The organism is Marinactinospora thermotolerans DSM 45154, from assembly GCF_900167435.1.
Taxonomy (GTDB): domain Bacteria; phylum Actinomycetota; class Actinomycetes; order Streptosporangiales; family Streptosporangiaceae; genus Marinactinospora; species Marinactinospora thermotolerans.
In genome coordinates this window covers 94,489-108,187 of the sequence record NZ_FUWS01000004.1, presented here as the reverse complement: position 1 = coordinate 108,187, position 13,699 = coordinate 94,489, and the positions used below count along the sequence as shown (strand labels likewise).

12 protein-coding genes are annotated in these 13,699 nt (G+C 72.0%); 4 read left to right on the top strand and 8 right to left on the bottom strand.

The genetic code is table 11. The features are described from left to right. Positions 1 to 2 precede the first annotated feature (2 nt). Positions 3 to 707 (bottom strand): response regulator, encoded by a 705-nt coding sequence (locus B5D66_RS08240; RefSeq protein WP_078761070.1) that lies wholly within the window; start codon positions 705 to 707, stop codon positions 3 to 5. Continuing rightward, on the bottom strand, positions 704 to 1,861 hold the full coding sequence (locus tag B5D66_RS08235) for a sensor histidine kinase (RefSeq protein WP_078761069.1): 1,158 nt from the start codon (positions 1,859 to 1,861) through the stop codon (positions 704 to 706). Before B5D66_RS08235 ends, B5D66_RS08240 begins: the two co-directional genes overlap by 4 nt. Positions 1,862 to 2,100: 239 nt before the next feature. Between B5D66_RS08235 and B5D66_RS08230 the strand changes: the two genes are divergently transcribed. After that, complete coding sequence (locus B5D66_RS08230; RefSeq protein WP_235000861.1) at positions 2,101 to 3,063, top strand: hypothetical protein; 963 nt, start codon at positions 2,101 to 2,103, stop codon at positions 3,061 to 3,063. 45 nt (positions 3,064 to 3,108) lie between these two features. Here B5D66_RS08230 and B5D66_RS08225 read toward each other — a convergent pair whose 3' ends face one another. After that, positions 3,109 to 3,642 carry a cysteine hydrolase family protein gene (locus B5D66_RS08225; RefSeq protein ID WP_078761068.1) on the bottom strand — a complete coding sequence of 178 codons (534 nt, stop codon included), beginning with the start codon at positions 3,640 to 3,642 and terminating at the stop codon, positions 3,109 to 3,111. A gap of 886 nt (positions 3,643 to 4,528) precedes the next feature. After that, complete coding sequence (locus tag B5D66_RS08220; RefSeq protein ID WP_078761067.1) at positions 4,529 to 5,530, bottom strand: helix-turn-helix transcriptional regulator; 1,002 nt, start codon at positions 5,528 to 5,530, stop codon at positions 4,529 to 4,531. Positions 5,531 to 5,711: 181 nt separating this feature from the next. On the opposite strand from B5D66_RS08220, the gene B5D66_RS08215 reads away from it, so the two are divergent. Continuing rightward, positions 5,712 to 6,137, top strand: coding sequence for a VOC family protein (locus B5D66_RS08215; RefSeq protein ID WP_078761358.1), 426 nt, complete (start codon positions 5,712 to 5,714; stop codon positions 6,135 to 6,137). 136 nt (positions 6,138 to 6,273) lie between these two features. On the opposite strand, the gene B5D66_RS08210 is transcribed toward B5D66_RS08215, so the two are convergent. Continuing rightward, complete coding sequence (locus B5D66_RS08210; RefSeq protein ID WP_078761066.1) at positions 6,274 to 6,762, bottom strand: GNAT family N-acetyltransferase; 489 nt, start codon at positions 6,760 to 6,762, stop codon at positions 6,274 to 6,276. Between the two features lie 266 nt (positions 6,763 to 7,028). On the opposite strand from B5D66_RS08210, the gene B5D66_RS08205 reads away from it, so the two are divergent. Together B5D66_RS08205 and B5D66_RS08200 are read left to right on the top strand one after the other, a co-directional pair. Then, positions 7,029 to 8,300 (top strand): sensor histidine kinase, encoded by a 1,272-nt coding sequence (locus B5D66_RS08205; protein WP_078761065.1) that lies wholly within the window; start codon positions 7,029 to 7,031, stop codon positions 8,298 to 8,300. Positions 8,301 to 8,421: 121 nt separating this feature from the next. Then, positions 8,422 to 9,066 (top strand): LuxR C-terminal-related transcriptional regulator, encoded by a 645-nt coding sequence (locus B5D66_RS08200; protein WP_078761064.1) that lies wholly within the window; start codon positions 8,422 to 8,424, stop codon positions 9,064 to 9,066. A 58-nt stretch (positions 9,067 to 9,124) separates the two neighbouring features. Here B5D66_RS08200 and B5D66_RS08195 read toward each other — a convergent pair whose 3' ends face one another. The 3 genes from B5D66_RS08195 to B5D66_RS08185 all read right to left on the bottom strand — a co-directional run bounded on the left by B5D66_RS08195 (position 9,125) and on the right by B5D66_RS08185 (position 13,354). Continuing rightward, positions 9,125 to 9,700: an SRPBCC family protein gene (locus B5D66_RS08195; protein ID WP_078761063.1), complete on the bottom strand. Its 576-nt coding sequence runs from the start codon at positions 9,698 to 9,700 to the stop codon at positions 9,125 to 9,127. A 154-nt stretch (positions 9,701 to 9,854) separates the two neighbouring features. Then, positions 9,855 to 11,612 (bottom strand): AMP-binding protein, encoded by a 1,758-nt coding sequence (locus B5D66_RS08190; RefSeq protein ID WP_078761062.1) that lies wholly within the window; start codon positions 11,610 to 11,612, stop codon positions 9,855 to 9,857. Positions 11,613 to 12,082: 470 nt separating this feature from the next. Beyond that, positions 12,083 to 13,354 carry a multidrug effflux MFS transporter gene (locus B5D66_RS08185; protein ID WP_078761061.1) on the bottom strand — a complete coding sequence of 424 codons (1,272 nt, stop codon included), beginning with the start codon at positions 13,352 to 13,354 and terminating at the stop codon, positions 12,083 to 12,085. Between the last annotated feature and the right edge of the window lie 345 nt (positions 13,355 to 13,699).

The window sequence follows — 13,699 nt, the reverse complement described above, 5'->3', positions numbered from 1 at the left end:
CGCTAACGGCCTTCAGCGACGGGGCCCGCCCTCAAAGGGGGAACCCGCGGCCGGGCCAGTCCGGTCTGGTAGGCCATGACCACCAGTTGGGCGCGGTCACGCGCCCCGAGTTTGACCATGGCCCGGTTGGCGTGGGTCTTGACCGTGAGCGGGGCGACGACAAGCCGCTCGGCGATCTCGTCGTTGGACAGCCCTTCGGCGACGAGCCCGACCACCTCGCGTTCTCGCGCGGTCAGCGCCGATACGCGCTCGGGGGCGATGCCCGGGCCCGGTTCGGGCTGGTCCAGGAAGTGCTCGATGAGGCTCCGGGTGGCCTTGGGGGACAGCAGCGCATCCCCCCGCTCGACCTGGCGGATGGCCGCCAGCAGCTCGGCCGGTTCCACGCTCTTGCCGAGAAAGCCACTGGCCCCCGCCCGTAGCGCCTGGAACACGTACTCGTCGATCTCGAAGGTGGTGAGGATGAGTATGCGTACCCCTGCCAGGCTCTCATCTGCGGTGATGGCCCGGGTCGCGGCCAGGCCGTCGCCCCCCGGCATGCGGATGTCCATGAGGATCACGTCGCACCGGCAGCGGCGGGCCAGGTCGATCGCCTCACCGCCACTGGCGGCCTCGCCGACGACCTCCATGTCGGGCGCGGAGTCGATGAGTACCCGAAACCCGGCGCGGATCAGCGTCTGGTCGTCGACCAGCAGGACCCGTATCGTCACGTCCGCGCCCCCGTCTCCGCCGCCGGGAGCACCGCGCGGACCAAGAACCCGCCCGTCTCCAGCGGCCCGGCGTGCAGCGTCCCGCCCACGGCCGTCACCCGCTCGCGCATCCCCACCAGCCCCAGCCCCGTGCCACGCGCCTCCTCCCCTCGACCGGCCGCCCCGGCGTGGTCGTTGCGCACCTCCACGGTCAGGGTGTCACCGGTGTAGTCCAACAGGAGCCGTGCGGGCGATCCACCACCGTGCTTGTGGACGTTGGTCAACGACTCCTGGAGGACACGGTAGGCGACGAGGTCCACCCCCAGGGACACCGCCCGTGGCTCACCGCGCACCTCGCAGTCGACCCGCAGCCCCGTTGAGGCGAACGTCTCCAGTAGCGCGGCGAACTGGGACAGGCCGGGCGCCGGCTCGGTAGGCGCGTCCGGCTCGCCGGATTGACGCAACACCCCCAACAGCACCCCCAGCTCTTCCAGCACCTCCCGGCCCGAATGGCGGACGTGCGCCAGCGCCTGCTCGGCCGCCGCGGGATCGCTACGCAACAGATGCGCGGCCACCCCCGACTGCACGTTGACCAACGCGATGTGGTGGGCGATGACGTCGTGCAGCTCCCGGGCGATGCGCAACCGTTCCTCGGCCACCCGGCGCCGCGCCTCCTCCTCCCGCGTCTGCTCGGCCCGGCGCGCCCGCTCGACCATCTCGGCGACATAGGCGCGCCTGCTCCGGGTGGCGTCCCCCAGCGCCAACGCCATCCCCAGCCACACCAGCCAGACCAGCCTCTCCGGCCCCCACAGCGGTCCCGGGCTCCACAGGGCCTGGCCGAGCAGCGCCCCGGCCGCGGCGACGCACCCGACGGCCAGCCCGGGGCCGCGCGCGCACCGAAGACCGGCCGTGAACACCACCACCCCCTGGGCCAGCAGGAAGGGGAGCCGTGGAAGGGACAACACCCCCAACGACAGCAGTACCCCCCCGGTCACCACCAGGGCCGCGGTGACCGGGTGGCGCCGGCGCAGCAGCAACGGCGGAAACGTCATCGCCACCGCGACCACGGCCAGCGGCGGGAGAACGGGAGTGATACCGGGGTGCGGCCCGACCAGGCACGGCGAGGCCAAGAAGACCACCAGCACGAGGTCACCCACCCACCGCACCACCGACATGGCCCCTTGCGACGGGGATCGAGAAAGCAGCACGTAGGGAAAGCTATCCGCCCGGTAGCAGGAACCGTGTTCCAGGTGGGGAAGGAACCCCTGTACCCGTGGCCCCTCCCACCCCCGAACTGTCCGTCTTGCCCGGGAAACTCCCGCGGTCGATGTGGTTCACCTCTTCCCTCACTCCACACGGCTGAATGAGAAACCGGGCGTACGCCCTCGTCCGCAGCCGAACCGGAGGAATCCACATGCGTTTCAACCGTCGCCGCGCGGCACTGCTCGCCACCATCCCACTGGCCGCACTCTCACTCACCGCCCTCCCGGCCACCGCCGCCAGCGCCCCGGCGGCGACCGTGAGCCGCTACGTCCCCCTCGCCGGCACCTCCGCCGACGCCACAGCCGCACGCAACGCCGGATGCGAAGAGGGCAAGACCGGACGCGGCGGAGTGCGCATCCTGTTCTTCGGCACCCAGGAGAAGAACAACGTGCTGCGCCACCCCGGCACACGCGCCGACAGCTCCACACCCCGCGTCCCCGCCGCGCAGGCCGCCGCCTTCGCCGCCCAGTGGGCCGAAGGGTTCACCTCCTGCCGGACCGGCACGGCACAGGCCATCCTCGCCCTGGGGGTCAACAACAAGTCCGACGGAGGCGTGGGGGGTGCCGATGCGGGCCGCGCCTGGGCCCGCGTGGTGGAGGACGCCGCCAAGACGGTCCCGGCGGGACCGGTCTCCATCGCCGCGGCCTTCGACGCCGAACCCGTCTGGTCGGACCGGGCCTGGGCCCGCGGCTGGGTCGACGCCTTCACCGGCGCCACCTCGCGCAGCCTGTACGCGGCCAACTCCGCCGACGGCTGCCCCGGCTACGGCTCGTCGTCGACCTCGTGCAGCAACGGCTGGAGCCTGGCCGACCTCCACTACGTCGCCACCGGCGCCGCCCCCTCGATCCGCGCGATCCCCCAGATCTACCGGACCGACGGCATCCAGGCCCGCCAGTGGGCGGCGATCAGCGCCTGGGGGGCCAGGTCCGGCAAGGGCAACGTCCGCTTCGTCGGCGCGATGTCCCAGCGCAAGGCCTGCGAACAGCGAGGCGGCTGTTCCACCACGAACAACACCCCACAGGCCGCCTGGACCCAGCTCTATGAGGAGCTCAACTCCCACTCCGACACCAAGGTGGCCGAGCTGCCCTACTCCACGGACATGCGCTGGCCCTGAGGCACCACGCGGGTGTGGACGTTTCGACGTCCGCACCCGCGCCGGTTAGACCGGAAGGTCCACGGCGTCGACCAGCCGGTGCGCGCCGATGAACATCGAGGCGACGAGCAGCCCGGCCCGGTGCGCCTCGGCCCCACGGTGACTCGCGGTGGCGTCGCGCACGATCCAGGGGCCGTAACCGTGCTCGAAGGCGTCCACCGCCGACTTCAGCACGCAGTTCTCGGTGGCGATACCGCAGAACACCAGGTCGCTCCACCCTCCTCGGGCGAAGATCCTCGCACCGCCGTCGGCAAAGGCGCTGTAGACGGTCTTGTCGATGACCGCGCACGCCTCGTCCAGGTAGGGCACGAGCTCGTCGACGATGTCGGTTTCGGGCGCCCGCCGCAGCCGCGACCAGTTCAGCAGGCGCTCATGGGGGCTGCCCTCGGGGTTGCTGTAGCGCACGAACACGGTGGCGCCGCCGGCCCTGCGCCAACGGCCGACCAGGTCGGCGACCACCGGCACGACATGGCGGCTCGCGCTCGTCACGAAGCCGTTCTGCATGTCGATGACGACCAGAGCGGTCACGGCCGGGTCCACTCCCTCATTTTAGAGGGGCCGGCCCGGGCGGAGGCGGCCCGCTGCGCCGCGCGCCGACGCCGGCCGGCAGATCGATGAACCCGTTCCGCGCGGGCCCGACCGGCCGCATCCCGTCTCCGGCCCGGCCCTTTGTGACCAGGCCGACCACAACGAAGTCCCCTGTGGATCCCAGGGGGCGCAACCCGCATAGGTCGACCGCGGCCAAGAGTCGGGCGAGGTCGGCCGGCTCCACCCCGGCCCAATGTGTTGTGGAGGGCTGTCGAGGTCGGCGGCCACGACACCGAGAGGCGGTGCGGGCCTGGGCCGTGCGGCCGGCGCCCTTGGGAAGGCACCGGCGTGGCAGGACGCCGGTGTTCTCGCGAGGACGGGGAGCCGTGGACGGTCGTCCCGAAGCCCTGGTTCCAGGTCGGCGAGCGCACCAGGTGGACGGAGGGCGTCTTGGGACGGTGGCGAGCGGACCGCACAGGCGTGCTCGACAGCGCCGGCGCGCTCGGAGCGGCCGGGGCCGACGGTGCCCCGCCGCCCACGCGCGGCAGGCCGGATTCGGTGGAGATGCCCTTCCCAGGCATGGAACACCGCCCGGCGCGCGCCCTGTCCACGCTGGCGCGCACGGCATCGGGAACGCGCGGAGCCGGACCGGGAGGTCGAAGACTACGCGGGGACGGCTCGCCCACCGCGCGGCGCCCCTTCTGCCGGTTCCGTCGGCCACGGCGCGCCGCCCGGGCTCCCACAGGCGACGGCGCCGCCACCGGGATCGGCCCCACAAGACGTGGCCGGCGGCCAGCGCGCCCTCCCGCCCTGGCCGGCAAGCGTGGACCCCGGGTGGATCTCCCGCGCCGTCGCATGCCGCTCACTCCCGGCCTTCGCGGCCGGTTCCCGTCCGGCTTCACTGGGGCGGGGGTGGCGCGGCGGCCGCGGCGTAGCGGCGGGCCAGACGCGCGAAGGCCCGTTCCAGCTCCACCGGGCCGACGACCTCGATGTCGGCGTCGAACCTGCCGATGGTGGCGGCCAGCGCGGTCCACGACCACGAGCCCAGGACGAGCCGGCAGCGGCCGGGACCGGCCTCCTCGACGGTTCCGTCGAAGACATAGGGGGACACTTCGGCGGCGGGCAGGTCGAGGATCACCTCGCCCCGGCAGGGCCACCCGCCGGTGCCGTCGAAACCCTGGAACCTGCCGGCCACGAAGGCGGCCACATCCGCCGCGGGCAGCTCACGCGGGGTGAAGCGGGGCCCGGTGGGGGCGCGCGTGACGACACGGTCGGCGCGAAAGACGCGCCAATCCGCGCGGTCGAGGTCCCAGGCGACGAGGTACCACCGCCCGCCCCAGGCGACGAGGTGGTGCGGCTCCACCCTCCGCGGCGGGGGGTCGGCGCGGGTCTCGCCGGCGGCGCCCCGCGGGCTCGTGTAGTCGAAGCGGAGCACCTCGCGAGCGTGGACGGCGGCGCCGATCGTCGCGAGCACGTCGCCGCCGGCCTGCGAGACAGGCCGGGCCGTGGGTTGTTGGACCGCGGTGACCTGGAGGGTGTCGATCCGGTGGCGTAGCCGTGCGGGCATGACCTGCCGGACGGTGTCCAGGGCGCGTGCCGCGGCCTCCTGGATACCGGCACCGGTCGTGGTGGCGGCGATCTGTAGCGCGATGGCCAGGGCGACGGCCTGCTCGTCGTCGAACAGCAGCGGAGGCAGTCGCGCACCGGCGTCGAGCCGGTAGCCGCCGTGGGGTCCCTTGAAGGCCGTAATGGGGTAGCCGAGTTCACGCAGGCGGTCGACATCGCGGCGCAGGGTGCGCTGGCTGACCTCCAACCGCTCGGCCAGCAGCGCCCCGGGCCAGTCCTGGCGCGCCTGCAACAGCGAGAGCAACAGCAGCAGTCGTGTCGAGGTCTTCTGCACGGTTCCACGATGCCCCAAGTAGCGGACACAACCTGACCTCTTCCACTGTCACGGTGGTCACCGAGCGGGGCCGGCGAACCGATCGACACGATCGTCGTCGCCCACGGGCGCCTTGGCGCCCCACGGCCCGGCCCCGCGGAAGTGAACAGGAACGATGACCCCGAAGGCCGAGGAGCCGAGCATGTCCATCAACGTTGTGACCCACCTGAACTTCCGGGGCGAGGCCCGCGCGGCGCTCACCTTCTACCAGTCGGTGTTCGGCGGGGAGATGGCCGTGGTCACCTACAAGGACGCCGGGAACGTCCAGGACCCCTCCCAGGCGGACCAGGTGATGTGGGGCCAGGTGAGCGCGGACAACGGGTTCCAGGTGATGGCCTACGACGTGCCCGGGCAGATGCCGTGGAACCAGGGCGAGAACGCGTTCTTCGTCTCGGTCCGCGGTGAGCGGGCCGAGGAGATCAACGCCTACTGGGAGAAGCTGACCGAGGGCTCGACCGTCGTGGTGCCGATGGGGCCCGCGCAGTGGGCGAGCCGGTACGGGATGCTGACGGACCGGTTCGGCGTCACCTGGGTGCTGGACGTCTTGGGTGGAGACGACGCGTCCTGACCCCGTGTCCGGGTGGCGGGCACCCGCCACCCGGACGGTACCCCGGCGGCCGCGCGCCGGACGCGTCATTTCCCAGGTGGCGCGCGCAAAGCCGGGGACGCGGCCAAAGCGCGGCGCCGTGGCAGGAGGAGGCTGTTCACAGCCTCCGCTCAAAACACAGGGAACGCGGCGCGTCGGCGTAGGGCCCGTAACAGGGGATGGGGTGGTAGCCCGAAGCGGTGTAAAGACCGATCGCCTCGTGCTGGGCGTCACCGGTCTCCAGCCGCAACACCTCCCAGCCCAGCCCGCGCGCCCGTTCCTCCAGGGCGGACAGGACCAGCCGCGACAGGCCGCGCCCCCGCCGGTCGGGGCGCACGTACATGCGTTTGACCTCGCCGACGGCGCCGCCCAGGTGGCGCAGCGCGCCACAGGCCACGGCCGTGCCGTCACCGGCGCGGGCCACCAGCATCACGGTGACATCGGCCGCGCTGGGTTTGGGGCCCGGTTCGCTGTCGGCCACCCCGTAGCGGGCGGAGATCTCGCGCTGCTGGGCTTGGCGCAACGCGCCCGCCTCGGGGTCGTCCCAGGCGACGGGGAGGATGGTGACGCTGGGGGCGGGGTCCTTGGCGTTGCGGAGCCTGGTCATGCCACGACGCTATACCGACGGCCGTCCTCACCATGAGGCTCCTACCAGGCCGAACCCCATGATCTCAGGCACCTTTCCCGCAGAACACATGTCGGACGCGGTGAACGCCGGGGACGCGGCGGTGCTCTTCTCCCACCCCCAGGCCGGCGACGCCCCTTCCTCACCATATGAGTGGGACTGGCACCACTGCGTCCCACCGCGACGGTCCAGCACAATGGAATCCCCACCCCACCGTTTGGGCTGACCGTTTCAGCGAGAGGATCCCCATGGCCGCCAAGGACGATCGGGCCGACCGCGTACGCCTGACCGGCCTGGGACTCAACCTCGTCCCCCTGGCCGTCACCGGCCTGATCCTGGCCGTGCTGGTCCTCGTCTCGGTCCTTTCGATGGTGGTGTGGATCGGCCTGCCGCTGCTGCTGGTAAGCCTCACCCTGACGCGGGGTCTGGCCGACGTCCACCGCACCATCGCCGGACAGCTGTTGGGCGAGCCGATCCCGCGCCCCTACCTGCCCACCCCCGCCTCCCAAGGCGTCAGCGGCATCACCAGACGGGTCGCGGTCGTACTCCGCGATCCCGCCACCTGGCGCGACTTCGCCTGGCTGTGGCTCAACGGCGTCTTCGGCCTTCTACTGGCACTGCTGCCGGCCGCTCTGTTCCTCGGCGGCCTCTTCACCCTCGCCATGCCCCTGCAACTGCCGTTCCTGCCCGACGACGCCACACTGCACGTGGGACTGGTCCCGGTCTCCACCCCCACCACGGCTGTGGCCGCCGCCCTCCAGGGATTCCTCCTACTGGCGGCGTTCTGGGTGGGGACTCCCCACCTCATCCGCGCCCACGCCCACCTGGCCCGCTGGCTGCTGACCCCCGCCGAGAAGGCCCGCCTGGCCGCGCGCGTCGCCCACCTGTCGGCCTCCCGCGCCGACACCGTCGACGCCCAGGCCTCAGAGATACGCCGGATCGAACGCGACCTGCACGACGGCGCGCAGGCCCGCCTGGTCGCGCTGGGCATGAGCCTGGGCATGGCCGAGGAGGCGCTCACACGCGACCCCGTCCAAGCCCGGCGCATGCTCGCCGAGGCGCGCGAATCCACCCGGATGGCGCTCACCGAGCTACGCGACCTCGTCCGCGGCATCCACCCGCCGGTGCTCGTGGAGCGTGGCCTGGAAGGCGCGGTGCAGGCCCTGGCCATCACCCAGCACCTACCGATCGACGTCGACATCCACCTGCCGGGCCGGCTTCCCGATCCGCTGGAATCGGCCGCCTACTTCGCGGTGGCCGAGTTCCTCGCCAACACCGCCAAGCACTCCGGGGCACAGCGGGCCTGGGTGCGCGTCAACCACGGCAACGGCCGGCTGGTGATGGTGGTCGGCGATGACGGCAAGGGCGGGGCGCAGGCGACCGCCGGCGGCGGCCTGGCCGGAATCCGACGCCGCCTGTCGGCGTTCGACGGCAGCATGCATCTGCTCAGCCCGCAGGGCGGCCCCACCATCGTCACCGTCACCCTGCCGCTGCCCCCCACCCCGGCGGGCGGCGCCTGAGCGATCCTCCGAGCAGACGCGACGGCCCGCATCGGCCCGATCACCGCCCCCTAGCATGGTCCCGGTGCGTTTCCGCTCGAACCGGCAGCCGGCCGGTCGCGCCCCCTGAACGGAGTCACGCGTGCGCGTCGTCATCGCCGAGGACCTCGCCCTACTACGCGACGGCCTGATCCGCCTCCTACAGGCCCATGACTGCGAGGTCGTCTCGGCCGTGGACAACGGCCCCGACCTGCTGGCCGCGCTGCTGGAGCAACGTCCCGACGTCGCCGTGGTCGACGTCCGCCTGCCCCCCACCTTCACCGACGAGGGACTCCAGGCCGCGATCACCGCCCGCCGCCGGGTGCCCGGGCTTCCCGTACTGGTGCTCTCCCAGCACGTCGAACAGCTCTACGCCCGCGAGCTGCTGTCCGGCGGCCAGGGCGGCGTGGGCTACCTGCTCAAAGACCGGGTCTTCGACGTGGGCCAGTTCGTCGACGCGGTACGCCGTGTCGCCGCCGGCGGCACCGCCATGGACCCCGAGGTCATCTCCCAGCTCCTGGCCAAACAGGCCCCCTCCGGCCCGTTGGCCACCCTCACCTCCCGCGAACGCGAGGTGTTGGGGGAGATGGCCGAGGGACGGTCCAACTCCGCGATCGCCGCCCGCCTGTTCATCACCGACAAGGCCGTCAGCAAGCACATCAACAACATCTTCGCCAAACTCGACCTTCCTCCCTCCCCCGATGACAGCCGCCGCGTCCTGGCCGTCTTGACCTACCTCAACGGGTGAGAACACGCCGGAGCCGGCGCGGGGACGGTCCGCGCCGGCTCCGTGGAGGTGAGGTCTGCTACGACGAACGCCCGGGGGGAAACGCCCCGCCCGGGGGCACCGGGCCGGGCCGGCCCGTCCCACCCGGCGACGGCCGGCCGGGTTCACCCGGCGGGACCGCGCCAGGACGTCCGGTGTCCTGCCCCTGGGGGACCGAACCGCGGTAGGCGCCGGTGGCGACCCCACGCGACTCGATGAACTCCTTGAACTTCTTCATGTCGCCCTTGGTGCGCGTCTTGACGATGCCGAGCTTGTCCCCGAGCTTTTCGACGATCCCCTCGGGGACCGTCTCCAGCTGCAGCGTCACCCGGCTGCGGGTGTCGTCGAGCCGGTGGAAGGTCACCACGCCGGCGTGGGTGGCACCGTCGGTGCTGCGCCAGGCGATGCGCTCGTCGGGAATCTGCTCGGTGATGACGGCGTCGAACTCGCGCCGCTGGCCGCCGATGTCGATGACCCAGTGGGTGTGCGTGTCGTCCTGCTGGCGGACCTGTGACACGCCCTCCATGAACTGCGGGAACGACTCGAACTGGGTCCACTGGTCATAGGCGACTCGTACGGGTACGTCGACCTCAACGGTTTCGATGACCTCGGACACGATCTCTCTTCCCTGTCTCGGCTGCTCGTGTCCGCCGCGTCGCCGCCGGCGCGCTGTGGCCGGCTCGACGGGTTTGCTCAGACGGCGGACCCTTTCGCCGCCTCCGCTACCCCGCCCGCGACGCGGTTAACTCCCCGACGCCCAAGCGGCCTCCTCACTGTTCCTCCCGCACCGTCTCCACCTGGTACATCGCCGCGATCTCCTCGGCGAAGGCCCGCAGGACCGCGTCGCGCCGCAACCGTCCCGAGGCCAGCACCAGGCCGCTGTGGAGGCTGAAGGGTTCGGGCAGCACGTGGAAGGAGCGGATCGCCGAACGCGGGTCCACCTCGGCGTTGGCGGCGCGCACCGCCTGGTCGATCTCCTCGCGCAGCAGCGGGTCGGCGGCCAGCTCGGCCGGTGTCGCCGACAGCGACCGCCCGTTGACCAGCCGCCAGTACTCCAGCTGGTCGCGGTCCAAGGTGAGCAGCGCGCCGGTGTGCGCGAAACCCCGGTCCATCACCATCGCCTGTCCGATCAGGGGATGCTCCAGCAGCGCCGCCTCCAGGCGGAGGGCCACCCCGTCCTCGGCTTGTGGCCCGCCCCGGGTTGGGGAGAGCGCTCCCCGCACGCTCAGCCGTCCCTCGCCGTCGACCTCGCCGCGGACCCCCGTGGCCAGCCAGCCCTCCTCGCGGCCGTCGTCCCCGGACTCGCCCCACCAGCCGGGGGAGACCAGCGGGCCGCGCACCAGCACCTCCCCCTCGGCCGACACCCGCACCTGCGCGCCGGGCAGCGCGCGGCCTCCCGTTCCCGCGCCGTCCACGGCGGTGTCCAGGAGGAAGGGGCCGCTGGTGGTGGCCAGCCCGAACCCGTGCACCACCGCGATCCCCGCCTCGGCGTAGCGGCGCGCCACCGGCTCCGGCGGCCTTTCCCCCGCACACACCACCACGGTGGCGCGCCCGCCCAGCGCCTCGCGTAGCCGCGTGTGGGGCCGCTCCTGGCGTGAGCGGGCCACCAGCCGCCAGGCGCCGCGTCGCCTCTCCCCCGCGGCCGGGGTCTCCCGGCCGGGACCGACCGGCTCGCCCCCGCCGATCCGCTCCAGGACGCGCGGGTGGGTGAGGACCACCTCGGGAGACGTCTCGCGGGCGTCGCGTTCCACGCTCCGGCCCGGTCCGGCCAGCACCGCGCGCGCCCGCGCCAGGACGCATCCCGTGATCGCGACCAGCCACAGCGGGGCGGCGGGCGGCAGGTGCACCAGCGCGCCGGCCTGGCCGTCTCCGCCGCGCAGGGGGCCCACCACCTCCACGACGCCCTGCGCGGCGGCCAGCAGGTTGCCGTGGGTCACGACCACGCCGCGCACCCGCGGCCGGGTGCTCGCCGGATAGACGATCGCCGCGGGGTCGGCTCTCCTGGTCTCCTCCCGGCGGAACCGCACCGCGGAGGGGTCGATGTAGGCGCCGGGGCGGGTGATCGCCTCGATTCCTTCACGGTCCAGCCGCCAGATGCGGCCCAGGTCGTGCAGTTCGCGTTGGAGGGCGGCCACCTCACCGGCGTGGCGGCCATCGGGCAGCACCACCGCCGCGGGGCGGCAGTCGCGCACGAGGTGGGCCAGGCGCGTGGCGGGGCAGGCCGGGTGCACCGGGACCACCACCGCGCGCACCGCCCACAGCGCGAACGCCAGGAGCGGCCAGGCGTAACCGCCGACGCCCACCACCACGACCCGGTCCCCCGAGCCGACGCCGGCGGCGATGAGCCCTTTGGCCACGGCGGTGACGTCACGCAGGAACCCGGTGGTGGTGACGTCGACCCACTGCTCATGGACGCGGTGGGTGAACGCCGGCGCGCGCGGCGCCTCGTGCGCGTTGCGGTAGACCAGGTCGGCCAGCCCACTGGGGGTGACCGATGGGTCGTTACGCTCCGCCCGTGCCTGCCCCATCCCTGCCACTCCTCACACACGGTGGGTCACCGGGGTGAGCGGCCCGTCGAATACGCGTCATCGCCTGGAGGTGACCCGCCGTGCGCGCCCCCCGTCACGTTCCAGCAAGGCGGATTGTATAGAGACCGCCGCGATCAGTGCACGTCCATACATAAATGGAGAAAACCAGACAAGGTGCTCTGCTGTTCTGGGCTGTCCGGAAACACTCACCACAGGTGACGGCCCCGGCGGCTCCCCTCCGACCACCAGCCCGGCCACCGCGAAGCCCCGGCGCACCCCACGGCGAACAAGCCCGCCGCCAACCAGCCCACGCCCCCAGCGGCGCTTCCCAAGACACGACTGCGGCCCCGGGCCCCCACACGCCCTTGGACACGACGAAGGCGCGGGGGGAAGCGCCGTTGCTCCCACCCGCGCCTTCACTGGTGCCTACCGCGCCTCGTCCCCCTGCGACGAGACCCTTCGGGCCCAGGTCACACCGCGCGCGCCTGGCCCCGCACCATCGCGCGCGCGAACAGCGCCAACGAGGCCACCGCCGTCAACAACATGACCAGCGACATGCTCACCAGCGACGCCTCCCCCGTGGGGGTCAGCCCCGCGGTGGCGGCCAGCCCGCCACCGATGGCGAACTGCAACGTGCCCAGCAGGGCCGAGGCCGACCCGCCGTCGGCCGCCGACTGGCTGGAGATCGCCATGCTGGTGGCGTTGGGCGAAATGAACCCGGTGAAGAACATCATCACGAACAGGATCGCGGTGACCGACAACAACCCGGCATGCCCGCTCATCCCCAGCGCGACCAGCGCCACGATCGCGGCGAGGCTGCCGACCAGACCGCCCAGCAGCCGACGCGAGGTGTGCACCTTGCCGATGAGGGCGACGTTGACCTGGTTCCCGATGATCATGCCCAGGGTGTTCACCCCGAAGATCAGGCTGAACTGCTGCGCGGTGGCCCCCAGCTCGTTTTGTGACACGAAGGAGAACGCGGAGATGTAGGTGAACGTCATCCCAAAGCTCAGCGACAGCGTCAACGTGGGCGCGATGAAACGCGGGTCACGCAACTGCCGGCCGAAGGTGCGCACCATCGAGGAGACGTCCAACGCGCGCCGCTCTCCCGCGGGCAGGCTCTCGGGCAGCGCGGCCAGCACCAAGACGAAGCTGACCAGACCCGACAGGCCCAGCGCCACGAACATCATCTGCCAGGGACCCACCAGCAGCAGCTGGCCGCCCAGGACAGGGCCGAGCATCGGCGCCAGACCCGTCACCAACGCCAGCTTGGAGAAGAAACGCGCCGCGGCGTCACCGTCGAACATGTCGCGCACGATCGCCCGGGAGATGACCGCGCCGGCGGCACCGGCCAGCCCCTGCACGAACCGGATGACGATGAACGCCTCGGCCGAGGGCACCAGCGCGCAGGCGAAGGAGGTGAGCGTGAACACCGCCACGCCGACCAGCAGCGGAACCCGCCGCCCCCACACGTCACTGAGCGGCCCGATCACCAGCTGGCCCAGTGCCATGCCGACCATGATCGCGGTCAACGTCAACTGGATCCGCGACTCCGGCGCACCCAGATCCGCGGCGATCTGCGGAAACGCCGGCAGATACAAGTCCGTGGCCAACGGCCCGGTCGCCGCCAGAACTCCCAGGACGAACACCAACAGCGCCACCGAACGGCGCGGGCGCGGCCCACCCGGGACCACGCCATCGTGACGTGGACGCAGACGTGGACGTGTGAGGACATGCGTCATTGAATCTCCACAACGAAGCAGGGGTGAAGTAATTAGGAAGAAAAGGGAGAGGAATCGGACCCGACCGCGTGATAGTCCACGCTTCGAATGGGCGCGTCCGCACTCTCCCCGAAACGGGATCCGCCGTGTGCACCACGGCTTCACGGGATGTGTAGTCCTGCGCTTCCCGCCGGATCCACGTGATCTGCGCTATGGGCCGAAGATATCCGCCGCGCACTTCCGTGACCGGAAAGGCACGCCCTGACCAGGGCTTTTTACGTGTCTTAGACCAAGACACCGCGTCCTAGAGCAGGACACGTCGCGTGCAACACGACGCTACCCGCGAAGTAGTCCGGGTTTGCACGC